This window comes from Pseudomonas sp. GW821-FHT01C01 (assembly GCF_059422645.1).
This window is the reverse complement of record NZ_JBWKXF010000010.1, coordinates 86,235-107,329: the sequence shown is the minus strand read 5'-3', so window position 1 is coordinate 107,329 and position 21,095 is coordinate 86,235. Positions and strand designations below refer to the sequence as shown.

The following is a 21,095-nucleotide window of genomic DNA, read 5'->3' as shown; positions in this document are numbered from 1 at the left end:
TACATGATCGCTTGCCTGCGGCTGTTATCTGCCCTCTGCCTCGCTGCCTTGCTGGCGGCTTGCGCCAGCTCGCCCTCCTCCAGCCTTGGCGAACTTCCACGGACACCGGACGCCAGTATCGAGCAGCTGCTTGAGAAGGCCGCCCAAAGCAAATCACCGGAAGATGCCGCCCTGCTGCGCTTGAGTGCTGCCGACCTGGCCTATCACCAGGGCAATGCCGGCCAGTCCGCGCAAATCCTGCAACAGGTGCCCATCGAGCAACTCAAGCCGGGCCAGCAGATTTTCGCCAACACCCTGGCGGCTGAATTGGCCATGACCCGCAATCAGCCCAAGGCAGCACTGACCGCCTTGAGCCATCCGAGCCTGCAACGCTTGAGCGAACTGCCTGTCGAACAACAGGTCCGTACCGGCACCGTTCACGCCCGCGCACTTGAAGCCGATGGCCAGACCCTCGCCGCCGCTCGCGAGCGCATTTTTATCGCGCCGATGCTCAGCGGTGAAGCCGCCCGCAAAAACCACGAAGCCATCTGGGTCCTGATCGCTTCGCTGCCAACCGAGCAGTTGCAGCCAAACACCGCCGATGACCTCGGCGGCTGGATGGCCCTGGCGCTGGCGGTGAAATCCGCCGGCACCCTGGAACAGCAACAAGCGGCCATCGACAACTGGCGCTCACGGAATCCGAAACACCCGGCAGCCATTCAATTGCCGCAGCCACTGACCCAGCTCAAGGAACTGGCCAGCCAGCCTCTGAGCAAGATCGCCCTGCTGCTGCCGCAGGACGGCCCATTGGCCTCGGTCGGCAAAGCACTGCGCGACGGTTTCATGGCCGCTCACTACCAGGCCCAACAGGCCGGGCAGAAACCACCCGCCATCGAGTTTTATGACAGCTCGCGCCTGACTTCCATGGACGAGTTCTACCGCAAGGCCCAGGCCGATGGCGTGCAACTGGTCGTCGGCCCGCTGGAGAAGCCACTGGTCAAACAGCTGAGCTCTCGCCCGCAATTGCCGATCACCACCCTGGCGCTGAACTACAGCGAGGGCGATCAAGGCCCGGCGCAGTTGTTCCAGTTCGGCCTTGCCGCTGAAGACGAAGCCCGTGAAGTGTCGCGCCGCGCTCGCGCCGATGGCCTGCATCGCGCAGCCATCATGGTGCCGAAAGGTGAATGGGGCGACCGCGTGCTCAAGGCGTTCAGCCAGGATTGGCAAGCCAATGGCGGCACTATCGTTGTTACCGAACGCGTCGATCAACCGGTCCAGCTGGCCCAGCAAATTGCCGACATGTTCCAGCTGCGCCAGAGCGAAGGCCGCGCCAAGAGCCTGCAAAGCACGGTTGGTTCTCAAGTAGCCGCCCAGCCGTCGCGCCGCCAGGACATCGAGTTCATCTTCCTCGCCGCAACGCCGCAGCAGGCCCAACAGATCAAACCGACCCTGAACTTTCAGTACGCAGGCGATGTGCCGGTCTACGCCACCTCTCACGTGTTCAGCGCCAGCGGTGACATCAACCAGTACAACGATATGAATGGCATTCGCTTCTGCGAGACGCCATGGCTGCTGGACGCCAATGATCCACTGCGCCGCCAGGTCACCGCCCAATGGCCTCAAGCCGCCGGCAGCCTGGGGCGCCTGTATGCGATGGGCGTGGACGCCTATCGACTGGCGCCGCGCCTGGGCCAGCTCAAGTCTCTGCCGGACAGCCGAATCGACGGTGAATCGGGCAGACTTGGCATGAGTCAGAGCCAGCGGGTCGTGCGCCAGTTGCCATGGGCCGAGTTCGCCAACGGCCAGGTTCAGCGCCTGCCGGACACCTCTCGCTGATGCCTGACAGGTCACGCCAGCAAAGCGGTAAGGATGCCGAGCGCCATGCGCTCGAGCATCTCCAACAACGGGGTCTGCGCCTGCTGGCGCAGAACTGGTTATGTAAACGCGGCGAGCTTGATCTGGTCATGCTAGATGGCGATACAGTAGTATTCGTTGAAGTCCGCTACAGAAAAAACACTCAATGGGGTGGCGCGCTCGATAGCATCGATGAGCGCAAACGGCAAAAACTGATTTTCGCCGCGCAATATTTTCTTCAGCGCGAGTCGCGCTGGGCCAATTCCCCTTGCCGCTTCGACGTGATTGCCATCGACAGCAACCTCGATCAGTTGAACTGGCTACAGAATGCCTTCGACGGCTGATCGCCGGCATTGCGAACCGGACACTATCACCCAACACTTTTGCTCTTTGCTTTGCGGGCTGCACATTCACGTGCCGAACAGCCGCGCTAATTAAGGTCACACAGATGGACATGCAATCCCGAATTCGCCAGCTTTTTCAGGCCAGTATCGACACCAAGCAACAGGCGATGGAAGTACTTGCACCGCACATCGAGCAAGCCAGCCAGGTCATGGTCAACGCCCTGCTCAACGAAGGCAAAATGCTTTCCTGTGGTAACGGCGGCTCCGCCGGTGATGCCCAGCACTTTTCATCCGAGCTGCTCAATCGCTTTGAGCGCGAGCGCCCGAGCCTGCCGGCCATCGCCCTGACGACCGACAGCTCGACGATCACCTCGATCGCCAACGACTACAGCTACAACGAAATCTTCTCCAAGCAGATCCGCGCACTCGGCCAACCGGGCGACGTGTTGCTGGCTATCTCCACCAGCGGCAACTCGGCCAACATAATTCAAGCGATCCAGGCCGCACATGATCGCGAAATGATTGTCGTAGCATTGACGGGACGTGATGGCGGCGGCATGGCGTCGCTGCTGTTGCCCGAGGACGTCGAGATTCGCGTACCGGCCAACGTCACCGCTCGTATTCAAGAAGTCCACCTGCTGGCGATCCATTGCCTTTGCGACTTGATCGACAGCCAATTGTTCGGGAGTGAAGAATGACCCCTAATCGCCTTGGCCTACTGGCCTTGACCCTGTGCCTCGGCATCAGCGGCTGCACCTCGGTAGTGACTGCCAGCCGTGAAGCACCGATTGAAGATGACCGCGGTACTCGTACGCTGGGCAGCAAGATCGACGACTCCCTGATCGACACCAAGGTTGGCGTGAACGTCGCCAAGGCCGACCCGGCCCTGGATAAAGACTCACACATCGTCGTCACCAGCTTCAACGGTGTCGTGCTGCTCGCCGGGCAAACGCCACGCGCAGACCTCAAGGCCAAGGCCGAACAGGCCGCCGCCGCCGTTCAGCGCGTGAAGCAGGTGCACAACGAACTGCAAATCCTGCCCCCCTCCTCGCTGCTGGCTCGCCAGAACGACACCTGGCTGACCACCAAGATCAAGACCCAGATGCTTGCCGATGCGAACATCCCCGGCTCGCGCATCAAGGTCGTCACTGAAAACGGCATTGTCTACATGCTGGGCCTGCTGACCAAACAGGAAGCTGCGCAGGCGACCAACCTGGTGCAAGGTGTTTCCGGTGTGCAGAAGATTGTGAAGCTGTTTGAGTACATCGACTGATCCCCCCCTGTGGGAGCGAGCTTGCTCGCGATGGACGTAAACGATGACGCGACTTTCAGGAATAACGCGTCGCCCTTGATCTCATCGCGAGCAAGCTCGCTCCTACAACGTAATAAAAAAGGCGATCCTTGCGGATCGCCTTTTTTATTACTTCACCACTTTCAGACTGGGTCGACCGCTTGGACGCGGCGGCTCGCTGTCAGGTGGTGGAAGATCGTCATCCGGTTCGATCTCTTCGTCCTCGCCCATCGGCGATTCCAGATCAAACACCATGCCCTGGCCGTTCTCCCGGGCGTAGATACCCAGGATCGATGCAATGGGCACGTACAAGGTGTGCGGCACACCACCAAAGCGCCCCTCGAAACTGACCGCCTCGTTGTCCATGTGCAAGTGGCGCACGGCTTGTGGCGATACGTTCAGGACAATCTGTCCGTCACTGGCAAAACCCTGAGGCACCTGCACCGACGGATACTCGGAATTGACCAGCATGTGCGGGGTGCAATCATTGTCCACAATCCACTCATAGAGCGCGCGGACCAGATAAGGTCGACTGGAGTTCATAGCGGCTCCTTAAGCCTTAGCGCATGTCGCGTTCGACACCAGACAGACTCGCCTGGAAAGCCTCACGCGCAAACTGGCGCTCCATATAATCAAGCAGCGGCTTGGCCGGCCGCGGCAGTTCTATACCCAGGATCGGCAATCGCCAGAGTATTGGTAGTAGGCAGCAGTCCACCAGACTTTGTTCCTCACTGAGGAAAAACGGCTTGTCGGCAAACAGTGGCGACACACCCGTCAGGCTTTCACGCAACTCTTTCCGAGCCACGGCACGGGCCGCTTCCTTGGTCCGCGAATCCAGAATCAGGTCCACCAGACCACACCAGTCCCGCTGAATGCGGTGTATCAGCAGACGACTGTTGGCACGCGCCACGGGATAAACCGGCAGTAGCGGCGGGTGCGGGTAACGCTCATCCAGATATTCCATCACCACAGTCGACTCCCACAACGCCAGGTCGCGATCGACCAGGGTGGGCAAGCTGCCGTAAGGGTTCACTTCAATCAGTTTAGGTGGCTGGCGACCAGCCTCCACGTAAATGATCTCGGCGCTGACACCCTTCTCTGCCAGTACGATGCGCACTCGGTGGGAATAGTGGTCGGCGGGGTCGGAGTAACAGGCCAACCGATTGGTCACGCCCATGGCGATCCTCCTCGCTTGTAGAAATTATCGAAAGCGGAAAAACGAGCGCGCCCAGAGGGCGCCTCTCGTAACGACTGGATCACCAGGTTCGCTACATCTTCAGAGGCGCCCTTGGGCGCGCGCGATTAACAGCAATAGCTTGAAGCTTTATCAGTGCACGTCTTTCCAGTATTCGCGTTTGAGCAGGTAAGCGAATACGAAGAAGAACGCCAGGTACAACAATACGTATGTACCGATGCGCTGATGTTGCAGCTTAACCGGGTTAGCCGAGTAAGCCAGGAAGGTTACCAGATTCTTGACCTTCTCATCGAACTGCTCTTCAGTCAGAGCACCGCTTTTCGGCACGATGGTCAGTTGATCACACGCTTCATGAGTCAGCTTCGCACCGTTCAACGGATCGTATTGCTTCTTGCCATCTTCGACGATCTGAACCTGTTTGCAACCGACGACCTGGCGACCTTGCAGGCCGGCCAGGACGTTAGGCATACCCACGTTCGGGAAGACCTTGTTGTTCACACCCCATGGGCGCGAAGGATCCTCGTAGAACGATCTCAGGTAGCCATAGAGCCAGTCAGTGCCGCGAACACGGGCAACCAGGGTCAGATCCGGTGGCGCCGCACCGAACCAGGCCTTGGCGTCCGCAGGCTGCATGCCGATGCTCATGTGGTCGCCGATCTTGGCTCCCGTGAATACCAGTTTTTCCAGCATCAACTCATGGGGAATGCCCAGGTCTTCGGCAACACGCTCATAGCGTTGGAACTTGGCACTGTGGCAACCCATGCAGTAGTTGGCGAACGTACGCGCGCCGTCCTGCATGGCTGCTTTATCGGAAACGTCAATGTCGACTTTTTCCAGCTCGGGGCCACCGTGCTCAGCTGCGAAAGCGAACACTGGCAGCGCAGCAAGCATCAATACAGCAAATAGTTTTTTCATCAGCCAGTCACCCTTTCCGGAACCGGTTTGGTCTTCTCGAGCCTGGTGTAGAACGGCATCAGAATGAAGTAGGCGAAGTACAGGAAGGTACATACCTGCGACAGCAACGTACGCTCAGGGGTTGGGGCCAATACGCCCAGTACACCCAGGATCACGAACGCGATGCAGAACACCCAGAGCCAGATCTTGCTCAACCAGCCTTTGTAGCGCATCGACTTGACCGGGCTGCGGTCCAGCCATGGCAGGACGAACAGCACAGCAATGGCCGCGCCCATGGCGATCACACCGAAGAGCTTGTCCGGAATCGCACGCAAGATGGCGTAGAACGGGGTGAAGTACCAGACTGGAGCAATGTGCTCCGGGGTCTTGAAGGCGTTCGCCACTTCAAAGTTCGGCTTTTCGAGGAAGTAACCGCCCATTTCCGGGAAGAAGAACACGATCGAGCAGAAGATGAACAGGAACACCACCACGCCGACGATATCTTTCACCGTGTAGTACGGGTGGAAAGCAATGCCGTCCAGCGGTATACCGTTTTCGTCCTTGTGTTTCTTGATGTCCACGCCGTCCGGGTTGTTCGAGCCGACTTCGTGCAACGCCAGGATGTGCAGCACCACCAGGCCCAGGATAACGATCGGCAGGGCAACCACGTGCAAGGCGAAGAAGCGGTTCAGGGTAATACCGGAAATCAGGTAGTCACCACGAATCCACTGGGTCAGGTCGTTGCCGATGACCGGGATCGCACCAAACAGCGAGATAATTACCTGGGCCCCCCAGTAGGACATCTGGCCCCACGGTAGCAGGTAACCCATGAAGGCTTCAGCCATCAGCGCCAGGTAGATCAGCATGCCGAAGACCCACACCAGCTCACGCGGCTTCTGGTACGAACCGTAGAGCAGGCCACGGAACATGTGCAGATAGACCACGATGAAGAACGCGGAAGCGCCAGTGGAGTGCAACAGACGCAGAATCGAGCCGTACTCGACGTCGCGCATGATGTATTCGACGGAAGCGAACGCTTCTTCCGCCGACGGGTTGTAGCTCATGGTCAGCCAGACACCGGTAACGATCTGGTTGACCAGAACGAGCAGTGCCAGGGAGCCAAAAAAGTAGAAGAAGTTGAAGTTTTTCGGAGCGTAATACTTGCTGAGATGGTCTTCCCACATCTTGGTTGCGGGAAAGCGCGCGTCAACCCAATCCATGAACTTGCTCATCACGCTTTCTCCGTATCGACGCCAATGACAATGATGTCGTCGGTCTCATAGGAATGCGGGGGAACCGGCAGGTTCAAAGGCGCAGGTTGCGACTTGTAGACGCGGCCAGCCAGATCGTAGTGGGAACCGTGGCAAGGGCAGAAATAACCGCCTACCCAGTCTTTACCCAGATCCGCAGGTGCCACTTCGGGACGGAAGGTCGGCGAGCAACCCAGGTGCGTGCAGATACCGATCAGCAGCAGAACCTCAGGCTTGATCGAACGGGTTTGCGGATCAACGTAAGTCGGTTGTGTCGAGTTCTTGGAGGTCGGGTCAACGAGCTGGCCCTCGATCTTCTTCAGATTCCCCAGGATTTCCGGCGTACGGCGGACGATAAACACCGGCTGGCCGCGCCACTCAGCAATCATCTGCTGGCCTGGCTCGACTTTGCTGACATTCACTTTCACCGGTGCACCTGCGGCTTTCGCCTTGGCACTGGGAAACCATGACCCCACGAACGGGACCGCAGCCCCCACCGCTCCTGCAGCACCCACCACGGATGTGGCTGCTACCAAGAAGCGACGCCGGCCTGCATTCACGCCGTCATTGCTCATTCAGTCCTCTCCCATCAGCTTTGTGGCCTGTTAAATCAGGCATCTACTAAGTAAATCTATGTACTTATAAAAATTTTGCCGAATGGTAATGAAAAGCCCCAATTCTGACAAGGTAATTACCGGAGCCCATCACCCCCAAGCCTTGTAGTATAGGGTGTCTATGGATGTGGCAAGTTGTCACAGCGCAATTCTTTGATAAATCGCAGGCACAAAAAAACGCCCAGCTCCGTGAGGAAACTGGGCGTTCTTTTTTTGAACGTGAAAGCGAATTAACGCTTCGAGTACTGCGGACGCTTACGCGCTTTACGCAGACCGACTTTCTTACGTTCAACTTCACGAGCATCGCGGGTTACGAAGCCGGCTTTACGCAGGGCGCTGCGCAGAGTCTCGTCGTAGTCCATCAGAGCGCGAGTGATGCCGTGGCGGATTGCGCCAGCCTGACCACTTACACCACCGCCGATCACGGTGACGTAGATGTCGAACTTCTCGACAGTCTCAGTCAATTCCAGCGGCTGACGAACTACCATGCGGGCAGTTTCGCGGCCGAAGAAATTATCCAGCGAACGGTTGTTGATGGAGATGTTACCAGTACCCGGACGCAGGAAAACGCGTGCGGTTGCGGTCTTGCGACGGCCAGTGCCGTAATTTTGAGTCGCCGACATAATGAACTATTCCGTTAAATCTTCAGTTCTTGGGGCTGCTGAGCAGTATGAGGGTGTGCAGCGCCCGCATAGACTTTCAGCTTACGGTACATGTCGCGACCCAGCGGGTTCTTAGGCAGCATGCCTTTGACCGCGGTCTCGATCACGCGCTCAGGGGCCTTGGCGATCAGCTTTTCAAAGTTGATCGACTTGATGCCGCCCGGGAAACCGGAGTGGGAGTAGTACATTTTGTCAGTGGTTTTAGCACCGGTAACACGGATCTGCTCAGCGTTGATTACGACGATGTAGTCGCCGGTGTCAACGTGAGGAGTGTACTCAGGCTTGTGCTTGCCACGCAGACGGCTCGCGATTTCGGTGGCCAGACGACCCAGGGTCTGACCTGCAGCGTCGACGACAAACCAGTCGCGCTTTACTGTTTCCGGTTTAGCAGTAAAAGTTTTCATTCTTTATAGCCTCAGGGGCCGCCCTGTAAATTAGACGGCGGATCTTACTGAATAGTGCGTACTTTGACAAGTCAAAGGCAGCCGGATACAGACGCTTTCGGGGGCTCGGGTCGGCGCGTCCGTTCAACGGCAAGATTCTTCGGCGGCGGCGCATCAATTCCACTGCAGAAAGAGGTGCGCAATTATGCAGATTGCGAAAAATAATTCAACCTGCTTTTATGATTGTTTTGCCCAAGGAGCACCCGATGGACTATCGCCAGCTAGGCCGAACGAATCTGAACGTGAGTGCCATCTGCCTCGGAACCATGACCTGGGGCGAGCAAAACAGCGAGGCAGACGCTTTCGCCCAGATTGAACGGGCCAAGAGTGCCGGGATCAACTTCATCGACACCGCCGAAATGTACCCGGTGCCGCCCAAGGCCGAAACCTACGCCACCACCGAACGCTATATCGGCAATTACTTCAAAAGCCGTGGCGACCGCGCCGACTGGATCCTGGCCAGCAAGATCGCCGGCCCCGGCAACACCATCGACTACATCCGCGACAAGAACCTTCGGCACAATCGTCAGCACATCACCGAAGCCGTGGATGCCAGCCTCAAGCGCCTGCAGACCGATTACATCGACCTGTACCAGTTGCACTGGCCGGAACGCAGCACCAACTTCTTCGGCCAGCTCGGCTACAAGCACAAGATCGAAGCCAACCTGACCCCGCTGGAGGACACCCTCGAAGCGTTGGACGAGCAGGTCCGCGCCGGCAAGATCCGTCACATCGGCCTGTCCAACGAGACGCCGTGGGGTACCATGCGCTTCCTGGCCCTGGCCGAAGCCCGAGGCTGGCCGCGCGCCGTATCGATCCAGAACCCGTACAACCTGCTCAACCGCAGCTTCGAAGTCGGCCTGGCGGAAATCGCCATCCGCGAGCAATGCGGCCTGCTCGCCTACTCGCCGCTGGCGTTCGGTTTCCTGTCAGGCAAGTACGAAGGCGGCGCCCGCCCGCCAAAAGGTCGCCTGAGCCTCTACAGCCGCTTCAGTCGCTATTTCAACCCGCAATCGGAAGCAGCCTGCAGCCGTTACGTGGCTCTGGCTCGCGAGCACGGCCTGGACCCGGCGCAAATGGCCCTGGCGTTCGTGACGCAGCAGCCATTCGTGACCAGCAACATCATTGGCGCGACCACGATGGAACAACTGGAGAGCAATATCGCCAGTTTCGACTTGAAGCTGTCGGAGGAAGTGCTGGAAGGGATCGAGGCGATTCACAAGGATCACCCGAACCCTGCGCCATAACCTTGCTTTTGTAGGAGCTGGCTTGCCAGCGAAGGCGACCTGCCAGGCACACCGCGTCGCCTGGTTCGCCGGCAAGCCGGCTCCTACACTCAGTACGCCAATCAAAGCGACCGCGCAATAATCTCCTTCATGATCTCGTTCGTCCCGGCATAGATCCGCTGCACCCGCGCATCCGCCCACGCCCGGGCAATCGGGTACTCCCACATGAACCCGTAACCACCGTGCAACTGCACGCACTCATCGAGCACCTTGCATTGCAGGTCAGTGCCCCAGTACTTGGCCATTGCCGCCGTCGGCACGTCGAGCTTGCCTTGCAGGTGCAACTCCAGGCAGCGGTCGACGAAAACGCGGCCGATCTGGATTTCCGTGGCCATCTCCGCCAGTTTGAACCGGGTATTCTGGAAATCCGCAATCGACTTGCCGAACGCCTTGCGCTCGCGGGTGTAGTCCAGCGTCCATTGCAGCGCCGCTTCGGCTGAAGCCAGCCCGCCAACGGCCACGGTGAGGCGCTCCTGCGGCAACTCCTGCATCAGGTAGGCAAACCCCATCCCGGCTTGACCCAGGAGGTTTTCCTTGGGCACACGCACGTCCTGGAAGAACAGCTCCGACGTGTCCTGGGCTTTCATCCCGACTTTTTCCAGGCGCTTGCCCTTGTCGAAACCTGGCGTATTGGCTTCCACCAGAAACAGACTGGTGCCCTTCGCGCCGGCCTTCGGATCGGTCTTGGCGACGACGATCACCAGGTCGGCCAGGTAGCCGTTGGTGATGAAGGTCTTGGAGCCGTTGATCACGTACTCATCGCCATCGAGCACGGCCGTGGTTTTCACCCCTTGCAGATCGGAACCGGCGCCCGGTTCGGTCATGGCAATCGCGGTAACCATCTCGCCGGACACCAGTTTTGGCAGGTATTTCTGCTTCAGCGTTTCACTGCCGTAATGCAGGATGTACGGCGCCACGATGTCCGAATGCAGGGAGAAACCGATGCCGGTCAGGCCAAGTCGCCCCACTTCCTCGATCACCACCGCACTGTAGAGAAAGTCCACCCCCAGGCCGCCGTACTCTTCCGGCAGGTGCGAGCAGAGCATCCCCGCCTCCCCTGCCTTGTTCCAGAGTTTGCGGTCGATATAGCCTTGTTTTTCCCATTGCCCATGGAACGGCACCGCTTCCTTTTCGAGGAACGTTCGCACGCTGTCGCGGAAAAGCTCGTGCTCGGAACTGAACAGGGTTCTGGGGATCATGCGGCACCTTTTCTTTATTTTTTGAAGGAGTTGACCTTCAGAGACTATGCCTCGCTTCCGATACAGGACACTGGACACATCCGACAAAAAATAAGACGATCCAGCCGTCTGGTGACCACTTCCCCCTATAAAAATAAAGTTGAATTATGTCTAACCAAGCCTCCACGCCCCTACGGCGCGTCAGCATCCTGGCCATTGACCGGGTTTTCGCTTCCACCCTCCTGCAAGCCAAGGATTTCTTCCACCTCGCCAGCCTGCGCTACGGCAAACAGCTGGGCCAGGGCCTGACACCGGCGTTCGAAACCCGCCTGGTCAGCCCCGACGGCAAGCCTGTCAACACGTTCAGCGATGTGATGATTCCGGTGGATGGCGCGCTGGAAAACGCCGACATCATCGTTCTTCCTGCGTTCTGGGACGATTTCGACAGCCTGTGCAAACGTTACCCGCAAGTCCTGCCCTGGCTGCGCCAGCAACATTCGCGCGGTGCCGTCCTGTGCGGCGAGGCGACCGGTGTTTTCTGGCTGGCCGAAGCCGGGCTGCTCAATGGCAAGGAGGCGACCACCTACTGGCGCTTCTTCAATGCCTTCGCCGAACGTTTCCCCCAGGTTCAACTCAATCAGGACAAGCACCTGACCGACGCCGATAACCTGTACTGCGCCGGCGGCACCACGTCGGCATGCGATCTGTACATTTACCTGATCGAGCGCTTCTGCGGCGCCAATGTGTCCCAGGCCGTGGCGCGGGACATTCTGTATGAGGTACAACGCAGTTACTCGCCAGGGCGCATCGGTTTTGGCGGGCAGAAGCTGCACCAGGACGTGATCATCCTGCAGATCCAGCACTGGCTCGAAGAACACTTCGCCGACAAGTTCCGTTTCGAAGACGTCGCCCGCGAACATGGCATGAGCATCCGCAACTTCATGCGCCGTTTCCAGACCGCCACCGGGGACAAACCGCTGCATTACCTGCAACGCCTGCGCATCGAAACCGCCAAGGGCTTGCTGTCCGGCAGCCGCAAGAGCATCAAGACCATCAGTTACGAAGTCGGTTACGACGATGCGAGCTTCTTCGCACGGCTGTTCCGCCAACACACGGAGTTGTCGCCGAACCAGTATCGCCAGCAGTTTCAGCAAGCGGCCTGAGGCCAGGGAAAGCATTGAGAAAGGCCTGCATCGCAGGCCTTTTTTTGTAGTTTTTTCCTACGTAAAAAGCGGAACGAAGAGCGCCAACGAACCCGATTGAGCTCATGTACGTGAAGTCTTCAACGCTTCAATCTCTCTCCCTGCATTCACCATCAGTGCTGACAGGGAAGATCAACAGTGACTATTGGATCAAGCGACAATTACCCTTCATCCGTTGCCGAAGAAGCCGCCACAACAACGCCCCCGGCTGATAACCCATGGGCCGCGCGTTTTCCCAATCCACCTGACTTGTGCTTCGACTATCGGGCGCTGGTTGAACAGGACAACGGCATCGCCCGGGCAACCGAGCAGCAACACCGGATTTGCATCATCGGCGCAGGCGTCACTGGACTGACGGCCGCCAGAGAACTCTATCGCTGCGGCTTTACCCAAATCACCCTCATCGAACAATCCAGGCGCATCGGCGGCAGGCACCTGACCGTCCTCGGCAGCCGGCACTCAACGCAAACTCATACACCATTTGAAATGGGCGCCATGCGCATGCCTTTTTTCAACCGGGCAGGCGAATCGCCGACAGAGGGCAGATCGCTGATGGCTTATTACGCCAAGGCGTTCGACCTGGCGTTTTCAGACTTTGCCAACCCCGGAAGCCAGTGGGTCAGTTCTACCGGGATCTATCTTCGCGAGGGCAGCATGGGCGGCGGAACAATTGCGCAGATGCTGGTATGGAAAAACCAGGATGGCCGGACTCCACCGCCCGGAGAAGAGCTGCAAAGGGTTTATGCCAAGTGGAAAGCTTTTGCCGATCGCATGACCCGGCATGTCGCGGCGGTGTACGCCAGCGACAAATGGGAAGCCATGTGGGCGGCGATCGTCGACAAATACGAGAGCGTGTCCTTCCGTAATCTGGTCAGCATGCCGGCCTTGCAAGCCTGGGATGAACGGTCGCCCGGAGACTTTGGCGGACTGGGAATGTCTGCGCAGGAGTCGGCCATTTTCTATGCCATCGGCATCGGTGACGGCAGTTGGGGGGCCTTTTACGATGTATGTGCCCTCTACCCCCTGCGCACGGCCATTTTCGGTTTCAGCAGTCATCTGCAACTGATCCATGGCCGGGTGGATACACAGGGTGATCCGCTGGCCTCACCCTGTCTGCACAGCGAAGCCGTTCATGACTCGGCGGGCCTTGGCTTCGACAGGCCGCGCTACATCGGGCTCGCCTCACTGAGCGAATGCCTGTTCTTCATGGCCATCGAGGAGACCGGAAAATCCGTCTATGAACACAGCCGCGAGCGAAGCAACGGCTTTCTCACCGACTCATCCGTTACCCGTCTGAGAAAGCTGGCCAACCGCAAAACACGCGTTTACTTCAACTGGAAACACAGCCAACCCACGTACACCCAGGAACACTTCGATGACTTCGACTCCGTCATCATGACCCTGCCGTCCTGGCTGATTGAAACCCGAATCAAACTTGAACATTTCACCCAGCAAATGCTGCCTTACGAGACAATCAATGCCTATAAAACGGCGCACTGGGAAACCAGCTGCAAAGTTTACGCACCCTTGAAAAAAACATTCCTGTCGAGCCCCGGAAAAATTCCGCAGGCCATCGTCACCGACAGTTTTATCCATGACGTCTATGCCTACCGCTACAACGATCACTACAGCGATGATTGCATTCTCTTGAGTTACACCTGGGAGGATGACGCCACCAAACTCGGTTTGCTGAGCGACAAGGAACTGGTGGCCCAATGTGTCGAAGAGCTGGACCGTATCCTGATGAACTGCGCCAATATTCAGGAGCGAATATCTCCCTACATTGGCATTGACCAGGCCGTGGTCCAACGCTGGATCACCGATAAAAACGCCCTGGGTTGTGCCAGGCTGTATCGCCCCGGCACCTATTACGACGCCGTCGGCTTGATGAGGTACAACAGGGATTTCGCCCACCTGTCAGGTTTGTATTTTTCCGGTGAGTCATTTTCAGTCGATGCCGGCTGGACGGAACCCTGCTTTCGCGGGGCCGTCGATGCGGTCATTCACATTTGCAACAAAACCGCCGCGACTTTCAATGGTGGCTTCACCATGAATAACTATCCGCACTACCAACTCCGCCCCTGATCCCCCTCACTCCAGAGCCATGCACGACGTGTATTGGCTCTTTCCCCGGCGCGCCTGTCGCCCCCGTCAACGCCTTCAATCTTCCATCTTGGGACAAGGACTACAGCCTTATCGGAAGCCGCTGACTTACGCCCAGTGGCTGATTCAACTCTTATAAACACGCAGTTAAACAGCGTGAATAACAATAAAAAGAGGTCATCCGTAATGAGCGAGCCAACAAGTCCTGTTCGTGTAGCCGTCGTGCAATTCGATCCACAAGTCGGCCTGGAGAATCGCGAAGCCAATCTGCGTCACAGCCTGGAACTGGCGCTGGAAGCGGTCAACGGCGGTGCGAATCTCATCGTCGTGCCTGAACTTTCCAACTGCGGTTACTTTTTCCACAACCGGCAGGATGCCTTCGACCATTCGGAGCGGGTTCCCGAAGGGCCAAGCGTGCAGAGCTGGATGGAGTTTGCCGGTAAACACAAGGTTTATCTGGTTGCCGGCCTGGCCGAGCGTAACGGCATGCGCCTGTTCAACACCAGCGTCCTGCTCGGGCCGGACGGCTTTATCGGCAAGTATCGCAAAGCCCATTTGTGGAATCTGGAGAAATTGTGGTTCACACCGGGTGATCTGGGTTTCCCGGTGTTTGATACGCCCATTGGCCGCATCGGGATGCTGATCTGCTGGGACATCTGGTTTCCGGAAGTACCGCGCATCCTCAGCCAGCAAGGCGCAGACATCATTTGCAGCCTGAACAACTGGGTCTGGACGCCACCGCCGCTGTTCGACGATGCCGGCAAGTGCATGGCGTCGTACCTGACGATGACCGCCGCTCATGTCAACAATGTGTTTATCGCGGCGGCGAGCCGGATCGGCGAGGAGCGAGGCGCTCGCTACCTCGGTTGTTCACTGATTGCCGGCACCAACGGCTGGCCGATTGGCGCGGTAGCCTCAGCGGACAAACAGGAAATCCTGTTTGCCGACATCGACCTGACCAGTTCACGCAGCGCCCCCATCTGGAACAACCTGAACGACCTGCATCGCGATCGTCGAGCCGACCTCTACGGCCAAATGCTCGGCTATACCCAGCACTCATGTCTCCCGCGTTGATCAGGAGACATCACTCATGAAAACCACAACCGACAAAAACCGCTCTATCCACCGAACGCCTTTCGATACGGCGATCATCTTGCTGATGATCGGCACGACATTGCTGATTATCTGGCTTTCATTCACCAACCGTTCCTTCTGGTCCGCTCACTGGCCAAGCTACAGCGACATGCTGTCGGGCCTGCCTGAGCCGAGCGCCTGGCTGCGCTGGGTCGTGGGAGACATCAGTGAAGTGGCTTTCTACAAACACGAGTTCGCCTCTATCGGGCTGCTGGCAGGGGCCTATCTGGCGTATTGGGCGAATCGCACGAAAAAGCCCTGGCAAGGCTTCGCCATTTCCTATGGCACCGGGTTGTGGCCGTGGCTGGTCACCAGCTCTCTGCTCGGTTTATTACTCAGCAATCTGCTGTGGGGCTGGACGGTGACCGCCACGAGCTGGCAACCCACCTTTGCCGCATTTGTCTCGCTGCCAGCGGCGATGGTGCTGATGTTTGGCGGCGGCTGGAAGGTCACGATCAACGGCGCGATCATGGGTGCCGTACTCGTCACGCCCATGTGTCTGCTGATCGTCAACCATGTCTGCAACCCACTGGGCTTGCCGGTGGTGATCGGTAATGTCTCGGGCATGGCGGTCGCCAGTGTGTTGGCTTTTCTGCTCTGTCGTTACCAGCCGAGCCTGGTGAAATCCGCCCCATGCGAAAGGCCCTCGGACCTTGCGCCCGCACCCGCCCTCACCAAAACGCCGGATTACGGCGTCGTCTGGAGCTTGCGCAGGGTCCTGGCCGACTTTTCGGAAGCACCGTTCTTTGGCAATGAACTGGCAAGCATCGGATTGTTGGCAGGCGCATGGCTGGCCTACACCTTGAACCCGATAAGCCCGGTTTACGGCTCAGGCCTGCTGCCACAACTGATCGGCGCCCAGGCGTTGACCTCTGCCATCGGCGTCGTGTTCTGGCGCCGACAATGGATGTTGCGCGGCTGGTACCCCACCTACGTACCGCTGGTGTCCGTCGTGCCTGCTGCGCTTTTGACTTATGGCGGCAGTTGGCAGGTCATCGTCTCAAGCGCAGTACTGGGAGCCTTGTGCGCACCACCACTGGCCTGTGCGATATCCGCCAGATTGCCGACCGACATGCACGGCTACATCGGCAATGTCCTGTCCATGGCTGTCAGCACGGTATTGATCATCCCACTGATCGGCTTCCTGATCGCGCCTTGAAGCACGCGGCCAATCGGCTGTATCACGACCTCAAAAGCGGATACAGCCACCTCTCATCGCAAGTAAGCGAGGTATGACATGGACCTACCCAAACTGGCCATCGCTGCGCTCGGAGGCACAGTGAGCATGCAAGCCAGGAACGCCGGCGAAGGCGTGATTCCGACGGTCAGCGGTGAAGCCCTGCTGGCATCCGTACCGCAATTGACGACGCTGGCCCGAGTGACGGTTGAAACCCTGGGCCTGCTGCCCAGTGCATCATTGAACTTCGGGTGCCTGCTGAGCGTACTTTCCTGGGCGAAATATCAGGTAGAGCAAGGTGCCGTCGGCGTGGTCATCACCCAAGGTACCGACACCCTCGAAGAAGCGGCCGTGTTTTTCGATTATCTATGGGATTGCGATGAACCCCTGGTCCTGACGGGTGCCATGCGTTCGGCCAAACAGGCTGGCGCCGACGGCCCGGCAAATGTGCTGGATGCCTGCCGTGTCGCGCTGGCCGAAAACAGTAGGCGGCGAGGTGTCCAGGTGGTGATGAACGGGCAGATTCATCAGGCCAGGTGCGTACGCAAAACCGACTCGCTTGCCCTGCAGGCATTCTCTTCGCCCAACTTCGGCCCCGCTGGCCTGCTGGTGGAAAACCACGTTGGCTATTTGTGTCCGTCGGTGCCGCGCAGCGTTCTGCCCTTGCCACAACAGACAACGCATAAGGTCGCCCTGCTGGAAGCGTCGCTGTCTGCCGATACCCTGTTATTGGAAAACATCCTCAAACTCGGCTACGACGGAGTGGTGATTGCCGGGTTCGGTGCCGGGCATGTCTCGGAGAGTTGGGCTGCGGTGATCGAGGTTATCGTCGGGAAGATTCCTGTGATCATTGCAACCCGCACCGGTTCTGGCTCCACCGCGCAACATTCCTACGGGTTTGCTGGCAGCGAGATCGATCTGATTCGCAAGGGCGCACTGATGGCAGGCTTTCTCTGCCCGCGTAAAGCCAGGATCCTGCTTTGGCTACTCCTCGGCTGCCAGCGGCAGGATGAATTGGCGAGTTATCTCAACGTTACCTTTCAACCCTGATGCAATCCCAGTAGGAGCGGGCTTGCCCGCGAAGGCGTCGGGCAAGTTGATATCCAGTTACTGACACACCGCTTTCGCTGGCAAGCCAGCTCCTACAGGGGATGGTGATGAGCCAACCAGTTTTTTCATTGCACAAAAAAGGCCTGCAATGCAGGCCTTTTTAGTTTTCGAATCTCGCCCTACGGCTTGTGCGCCCGGGACAGGAATTCGTGGGACTGCATTTCCAGCAGTCGGCTGAGGGTACGCTGGAACTCGAAGTTCAGGCGACCACCTGTGTACAGGTCTTTAAGCTCGACTTCGGCGGAAATGATCAGCTTCACGTTGCGGTCGTAGAACTCGTCGACCATGTTGATGAAGCGTCGGGCGATGTCGTCGGTAGTGACGCTCATCTGCTCGACACCGCTGAGCAACACGGCGTGGAAGATCTTGCCCAGTTCGATGTAGTCGTTCTGGCTGCGCGGGCCGTCGCACAGTTCGCGGAAGTTGAACCAGGCCACATCATCACAGGTGCGCAGGGCACGGATTTCGCGGTTCTCGATCATCAACACGTCGTTCTCGATCGCTGCCGTGCATTCCGGCGTCAGCGCGCGGAAACTCTTGCGCAGGCTTTCGTGGGACGCTTCGTCGAGCGGGAAGTGGAACAGTTCCGCTTGTTCGAGGTGACGCAGACGATAGTCGACGCCGCTGTCGACATTGACGATCTCGGTGTTCTGCTTGATCAGCGCAATGGCCGGCAGGAATCGCGCGCGTTGCAGGCCGTCCTTGTACAGGCCGTCCGGCACGATGTTCGACGTCGCGACCAGGGTCACGCCGTTCTTGAACAGTTCTTCCATCAGGGTGCCGAGGATCATGGCGTCGGTGATGTCGGAGACGAAAAACTCATCGAAGCAGATCACCCGGGCTTCGGTGGCAAAGCGCTTGGCAATGATGGTCAGCGGGTTTTTTTCGCCGCCCAGGGTTTTCATTTCTTCGTGCACGCGCTTCATGAAGCGGTGGAAGTGCGTACGGGACTTTTCCTTGAAGGGCAGCGCTTCGAAGAAGGTGTCCACCAGGTAAGTCTTGCCGCGACCTACGCCGCCCCAGAAATACAAGCCCTTGACCGGGGCCTGATCCTTCTTGCCAAACAACTTGCCCAACAGGCCCGGCTTGTTTTGCTCGGCCGCGACCAGGTCGTCGTACAGGCGCTGCAAATGACGCACGGCAGTTTCCTGCGCGGCGTCATGGAAGAATTCCGGGCGTTTCAGATCAGCTTGATATCGTTCTAGGGGCGTCATAATTCGTTAGCAAGGCAACAAAAACGGGCCGACACTGTAGCGACGGCCCGGAGGAATGGCAATCGGCCCTTGGTCGGGCCGAACTGTTGTTTATTCCTGAACAGGTGTCAGGGCGATGCGCAAAGCCTGGACGGCAGCATCACGCGCAGCACTGTCGGCAAAGGCCGGGCTGTCGGCAACGCACTCGCCTTCCAGCCAGACACTGAAGTTCAGGTCTTCATTTCGCACGTCCAGTGGCTGACCCGATTGCAGTTGCTTGGTCACCTGACCGGCGGTCTTGCCATCGGCGAAGTTGCGCGATAGCAGCAGTTGTTCGCCATCGGCGGCTAGCAGACGGAAGCGGAAACTGCCGTCGTCTTCACGGAAGCTGACAAAACGCGCAGCTTTCGCGGCTTTTTTCTTGATGGTCGTCGCCACCTGGGTCTGGGCAACAAAGGAGCGCAGGCCCACCGCTTCACGCAATTCATTGAGGAAGGGTGTCGCAACCGCACGAGCCTTTTTCGCGCCGTGTTGCAGGATGTCTTCCAGATCCGCCGGGCGCTCGATCAGTTGGTTGTAGCGCTCACGGGATTCGCCCAGTTCACTGTCCAGCAGCTGGAACAGACGATTCTTCGCTTCGCCCCAACCCAGGCCCTGCAATAGTTCGCTGTGGAACTCGTCGGCCTGCGCCGGGGTGGCGAACGCCTGGAACAAGGTGAACAGGTGCGAATTGTCCGGATCCTTGGCTTCGCCCGGTGCGCGGGAGTCGGTGACGATCCGCGAAATCGCGTCCTTCATCTCTTTGGCGCTGCTGAACAGCGGGATGGTGTTGTCGTAGCTCTTCGACATCTTGCGGCCATCCAGCCCCGGCAACGTGGCGACGCTCTCTTCGATCAACGCCTCGGGCATGGTGAAGAACTCTTTGCCCTGGCCGAACAGGTGGTTGAAGCGCTGGCCGATGTCCCGCGCCATTTCCACGTGCTGGATCTGGTCGCGACCGACCGGCACCTTGTGTGCGTTGAACATCAGGATGTCCGCAGCCATCAGCACCGGATAGCTGTACAGGCCCATGGTGATGCCGGCGTCCGGGTCTTCGCCGGTCTCGACGTTCTTGTCCACCGAAGCCTTGTAGGCGTGGGCGCGATTGAGCAGGCCCTTGGCGGCGACGCAGGTCAGCAGCCAGGTCAGCTCGGGAATTTCCGGGATGTCGGACTGGCGGTAGAACGTCACGCGGTCGACATCCAGGCCACCGGCCAGCCAGGTCGCGGCGATTTCCAAACGCGAGCGCTGGATGCGCAGCGGGTCATCGCATTTGATCAAGGCGTGATAGTCAGCCAGGAAGTAGAACGAATCGGCGTTGCTGTCGCGGCTGGCGACGATCGCCGGGCGGATGGCGCCGGCGTAGTTGCCCAGGTGCGGCGTGCCGGTGGTGGTGATGCCGGTGAGGATACGGGTACGAGTCGTCATGGGTAATCGCTTGTCAGACTGCAATCAATTCGAGAGACGCGGCAGGATCAGATCCTTGAGATCGGTCAGCTTGCCATGAAAAAAGTGTCCGCATTCTGCCACTTTCAGCAGCTCATGGGGGCGTTCGAGCTTGTCGGACCATTGGTAAACGACTTGTGGATCGATCACTTCGTCGGTTTCCGGCTGAATCAGTGTCAGTTCGCCGTGCTGCGGCAGCTGATCCTGATCCCCCAGGCGCATGACGGCGGGCGCGACCATGAACAGGTGCTTGAGCTGCTCGCCCTTGGCCTCAAGGCGCCCGCCGAGACTTGCGGCAACAAAACCGCCGAAGGAGAAACCGAACAGGGTCAGTGGCAATTCCGGGTGTCGGGCGCGCAACCACTCGGCCACGGCCTGGGCATCATCGACTTCGCCGGTGCCCATGTCATGTGTGCCTTCACTGGCACCGACGCCGCGGTAGTTGAAACGCAAGGTGATCAGTCCGGCGTCGCGCGCGGTGCGCTGCAGGGTTGAGACCACTTTGTTGAGCATGGTGCCGCCCTGCACCGGATTGGGATGGCAAATAAGCGCCAGACCACGCGGCTGCTCATTGTCCTGGCTGTTGTTTTCCAGAAGCAGTGCTTCCAGTTGACCCACTGGGCCATCAATCACTACAGGGGTTTCACGCATAAGCAAGGAAGGAACTCCGTGACCTCGAATCGGGTCGACTCGTCTAGCAA

General features: G+C 58.5%; 21 protein-coding genes. 10 read left to right on the top strand and 11 right to left on the bottom strand.

Annotated features, from left to right (window positions below; translation table 11 throughout):
- Positions 1 to 3: 3 nt before the first annotated feature.
- From AC07XF_RS09925 to AC07XF_RS09910, 4 genes are all read left to right on the top strand, one after another.
- The gene (locus tag AC07XF_RS09925) at positions 4 to 1,815 is read left to right on the top strand and encodes a penicillin-binding protein activator (protein ID WP_495026328.1); all 1,812 of its coding nucleotides are present in this window, start codon (positions 4 to 6) and stop codon (positions 1,813 to 1,815) included.
- Positions 1,815 to 2,177: a YraN family protein gene (locus AC07XF_RS09920; RefSeq protein WP_495026358.1), complete on the top strand. Its 363-nt coding sequence runs from the start codon at positions 1,815 to 1,817 to the stop codon at positions 2,175 to 2,177. The genes AC07XF_RS09925 and AC07XF_RS09920 overlap by 1 nt, the downstream gene beginning before the upstream one ends.
- Before the next feature lie 104 nt (positions 2,178 to 2,281).
- Positions 2,282 to 2,875 (top strand): phosphoheptose isomerase, encoded by a 594-nt coding sequence (locus AC07XF_RS09915; protein ID WP_007972584.1) that lies wholly within the window; start codon positions 2,282 to 2,284, stop codon positions 2,873 to 2,875.
- On the top strand, positions 2,872 to 3,450 hold the full coding sequence (locus AC07XF_RS09910) for a BON domain-containing protein (RefSeq protein ID WP_007989868.1): 579 nt from the start codon (positions 2,872 to 2,874) through the stop codon (positions 3,448 to 3,450). Before AC07XF_RS09915 ends, AC07XF_RS09910 begins: the two co-directional genes overlap by 4 nt.
- Positions 3,451 to 3,597: 147 nt before the next feature.
- Here AC07XF_RS09910 and AC07XF_RS09905 read toward each other — a convergent pair whose 3' ends face one another.
- From AC07XF_RS09905 to rplM, 7 genes are all read right to left on the bottom strand, one after another.
- The gene (locus AC07XF_RS09905) at positions 3,598 to 4,011 is read right to left on the bottom strand and encodes a ClpXP protease specificity-enhancing factor (RefSeq protein ID WP_085715923.1); all 414 of its coding nucleotides are present in this window, start codon (positions 4,009 to 4,011) and stop codon (positions 3,598 to 3,600) included.
- A 16-nt stretch (positions 4,012 to 4,027) separates the two neighbouring features.
- Positions 4,028 to 4,645: a glutathione S-transferase N-terminal domain-containing protein gene (locus tag AC07XF_RS09900; RefSeq protein ID WP_007972581.1), complete on the bottom strand. Its 618-nt coding sequence runs from the start codon at positions 4,643 to 4,645 to the stop codon at positions 4,028 to 4,030.
- 150 nt (positions 4,646 to 4,795) lie between these two features.
- On the bottom strand, positions 4,796 to 5,578 hold the full coding sequence (locus AC07XF_RS09895) for a cytochrome c1 (RefSeq protein ID WP_495026327.1): 783 nt from the start codon (positions 5,576 to 5,578) through the stop codon (positions 4,796 to 4,798).
- Complete coding sequence (locus tag AC07XF_RS09890; protein ID WP_310053977.1) at positions 5,578 to 6,789, bottom strand: cytochrome b; 1,212 nt, start codon at positions 6,787 to 6,789, stop codon at positions 5,578 to 5,580. Before AC07XF_RS09890 ends, AC07XF_RS09895 begins: the two co-directional genes overlap by 1 nt.
- The gene (gene petA, locus AC07XF_RS09885) at positions 6,789 to 7,382 is read right to left on the bottom strand and encodes a ubiquinol-cytochrome c reductase iron-sulfur subunit (RefSeq protein ID WP_495026326.1); all 594 of its coding nucleotides are present in this window, start codon (positions 7,380 to 7,382) and stop codon (positions 6,789 to 6,791) included. The genes AC07XF_RS09890 and petA overlap by 1 nt, the downstream gene beginning before the upstream one ends.
- 269 nt (positions 7,383 to 7,651) lie before the next feature.
- On the bottom strand, positions 7,652 to 8,044 hold the full coding sequence (rpsI, locus tag AC07XF_RS09880; RefSeq protein ID WP_003228056.1) for a 30S ribosomal protein S9: 393 nt from the start codon (positions 8,042 to 8,044) through the stop codon (positions 7,652 to 7,654).
- A gap of 14 nt (positions 8,045 to 8,058) precedes the next feature.
- A complete protein-coding gene (gene rplM / locus AC07XF_RS09875) occupies positions 8,059 to 8,487 on the bottom strand; it encodes a 50S ribosomal protein L13 (RefSeq protein WP_003228062.1) in 429 nt (142 codons plus the stop codon).
- A gap of 245 nt (positions 8,488 to 8,732) precedes the next feature.
- Between rplM and AC07XF_RS09870 the strand changes: the two genes are divergently transcribed.
- The gene (locus tag AC07XF_RS09870; RefSeq protein ID WP_429365855.1) at positions 8,733 to 9,773 is read left to right on the top strand and encodes an NADP(H)-dependent aldo-keto reductase; all 1,041 of its coding nucleotides are present in this window, start codon (positions 8,733 to 8,735) and stop codon (positions 9,771 to 9,773) included.
- A 101-nt stretch (positions 9,774 to 9,874) separates the two neighbouring features.
- Here AC07XF_RS09870 and AC07XF_RS09865 read toward each other — a convergent pair whose 3' ends face one another.
- A complete protein-coding gene (locus AC07XF_RS09865; protein ID WP_495026325.1) occupies positions 9,875 to 11,011 on the bottom strand; it encodes an acyl-CoA dehydrogenase family protein in 1,137 nt (378 codons plus the stop codon).
- Positions 11,012 to 11,157: 146 nt separating this feature from the next.
- Here AC07XF_RS09865 and AC07XF_RS09860 point away from each other — a divergent pair, with 146 nt between their 5' ends.
- The 5 genes from AC07XF_RS09860 to AC07XF_RS09840 all read left to right on the top strand — a co-directional run bounded on the left by AC07XF_RS09860 (position 11,158) and on the right by AC07XF_RS09840 (position 17,656).
- A complete protein-coding gene (locus AC07XF_RS09860; RefSeq protein ID WP_495026324.1) occupies positions 11,158 to 12,153 on the top strand; it encodes a GlxA family transcriptional regulator in 996 nt (331 codons plus the stop codon).
- Positions 12,154 to 12,330: 177 nt separating this feature from the next.
- Positions 12,331 to 14,277: a flavin monoamine oxidase family protein gene (locus AC07XF_RS09855; RefSeq protein ID WP_495026323.1), complete on the top strand. Its 1,947-nt coding sequence runs from the start codon at positions 12,331 to 12,333 to the stop codon at positions 14,275 to 14,277.
- Between the two features lie 204 nt (positions 14,278 to 14,481).
- The gene (locus AC07XF_RS09850; RefSeq protein WP_495026322.1) at positions 14,482 to 15,369 is read left to right on the top strand and encodes a nitrilase family protein; all 888 of its coding nucleotides are present in this window, start codon (positions 14,482 to 14,484) and stop codon (positions 15,367 to 15,369) included.
- 16 nt (positions 15,370 to 15,385) lie between these two features.
- Positions 15,386 to 16,588, top strand: coding sequence for a hypothetical protein (locus AC07XF_RS09845; protein ID WP_495026321.1), 1,203 nt, complete (start codon positions 15,386 to 15,388; stop codon positions 16,586 to 16,588).
- A 78-nt stretch (positions 16,589 to 16,666) separates the two neighbouring features.
- Complete coding sequence (locus tag AC07XF_RS09840; RefSeq protein WP_495026320.1) at positions 16,667 to 17,656, top strand: asparaginase; 990 nt, start codon at positions 16,667 to 16,669, stop codon at positions 17,654 to 17,656.
- Positions 17,657 to 17,835: 179 nt separating this feature from the next.
- Here AC07XF_RS09840 and zapE read toward each other — a convergent pair whose 3' ends face one another.
- From zapE to AC07XF_RS09825, 3 genes are all read right to left on the bottom strand, one after another.
- Positions 17,836 to 18,930: a cell division protein ZapE gene (gene zapE, locus AC07XF_RS09835; RefSeq protein WP_495026319.1), complete on the bottom strand. Its 1,095-nt coding sequence runs from the start codon at positions 18,928 to 18,930 to the stop codon at positions 17,836 to 17,838.
- A 90-nt stretch (positions 18,931 to 19,020) separates the two neighbouring features.
- Entirely contained in the window at positions 19,021 to 20,376 is a 1,356-nt protein-coding gene (locus tag AC07XF_RS09830) for a tryptophan--tRNA ligase (RefSeq protein WP_495026318.1), read from the bottom strand.
- A 24-nt stretch (positions 20,377 to 20,400) separates the two neighbouring features.
- Positions 20,401 to 21,045 (bottom strand): alpha/beta hydrolase, encoded by a 645-nt coding sequence (locus AC07XF_RS09825; RefSeq protein WP_495026317.1) that lies wholly within the window; start codon positions 21,043 to 21,045, stop codon positions 20,401 to 20,403.
- Positions 21,046 to 21,095: the final 50 nt, after the last annotated feature.

Coding starts and splice junctions, on each gene's coding strand:
- AC07XF_RS09925 (WP_495026328.1), top strand. CDS start 4: ATGATCGCTTGCCTGCGGCTGTTATCTGCCCTCTGCCTCGCTGCCTTG.
- AC07XF_RS09920 (WP_495026358.1), top strand. CDS start 1,815: ATGCCTGACAGGTCACGCCAGCAAAGCGGTAAGGATGCCGAGCGCCAT.
- AC07XF_RS09915 (WP_007972584.1), top strand. CDS start 2,282: ATGGACATGCAATCCCGAATTCGCCAGCTTTTTCAGGCCAGTATCGAC.
- AC07XF_RS09910 (WP_007989868.1), top strand. CDS start 2,872: ATGACCCCTAATCGCCTTGGCCTACTGGCCTTGACCCTGTGCCTCGGC.
- AC07XF_RS09905 (WP_085715923.1), bottom strand. CDS start 4,011: ATGAACTCCAGTCGACCTTATCTGGTCCGCGCGCTCTATGAGTGGATT.
- AC07XF_RS09900 (WP_007972581.1), bottom strand. CDS start 4,645: ATGGGCGTGACCAATCGGTTGGCCTGTTACTCCGACCCCGCCGACCAC.
- AC07XF_RS09895 (WP_495026327.1), bottom strand. CDS start 5,578: ATGAAAAAACTATTTGCTGTATTGATGCTTGCTGCGCTGCCAGTGTTC.
- AC07XF_RS09890 (WP_310053977.1), bottom strand. CDS start 6,789: ATGAGCAAGTTCATGGATTGGGTTGACGCGCGCTTTCCCGCAACCAAG.
- petA (WP_495026326.1), bottom strand. CDS start 7,382: ATGAGCAATGACGGCGTGAATGCAGGCCGGCGTCGCTTCTTGGTAGCA.
- rpsI (WP_003228056.1), bottom strand. CDS start 8,044: ATGTCGGCGACTCAAAATTACGGCACTGGCCGTCGCAAGACCGCAACC.
- rplM (WP_003228062.1), bottom strand. CDS start 8,487: ATGAAAACTTTTACTGCTAAACCGGAAACAGTAAAGCGCGACTGGTTT.
- AC07XF_RS09870 (WP_429365855.1), top strand. CDS start 8,733: ATGGACTATCGCCAGCTAGGCCGAACGAATCTGAACGTGAGTGCCATC.
- AC07XF_RS09865 (WP_495026325.1), bottom strand. CDS start 11,011: ATGATCCCCAGAACCCTGTTCAGTTCCGAGCACGAGCTTTTCCGCGAC.
- AC07XF_RS09860 (WP_495026324.1), top strand. CDS start 11,158: ATGTCTAACCAAGCCTCCACGCCCCTACGGCGCGTCAGCATCCTGGCC.
- AC07XF_RS09850 (WP_495026322.1), top strand. CDS start 14,482: ATGAGCGAGCCAACAAGTCCTGTTCGTGTAGCCGTCGTGCAATTCGAT.
- AC07XF_RS09845 (WP_495026321.1), top strand. CDS start 15,386: ATGAAAACCACAACCGACAAAAACCGCTCTATCCACCGAACGCCTTTC.
- AC07XF_RS09840 (WP_495026320.1), top strand. CDS start 16,667: ATGGACCTACCCAAACTGGCCATCGCTGCGCTCGGAGGCACAGTGAGC.
- zapE (WP_495026319.1), bottom strand. CDS start 18,930: ATGACGCCCCTAGAACGATATCAAGCTGATCTGAAACGCCCGGAATTC.
- AC07XF_RS09830 (WP_495026318.1), bottom strand. CDS start 20,376: ATGACGACTCGTACCCGTATCCTCACCGGCATCACCACCACCGGCACG.
- AC07XF_RS09825 (WP_495026317.1), bottom strand. CDS start 21,045: ATGCGTGAAACCCCTGTAGTGATTGATGGCCCAGTGGGTCAACTGGAA.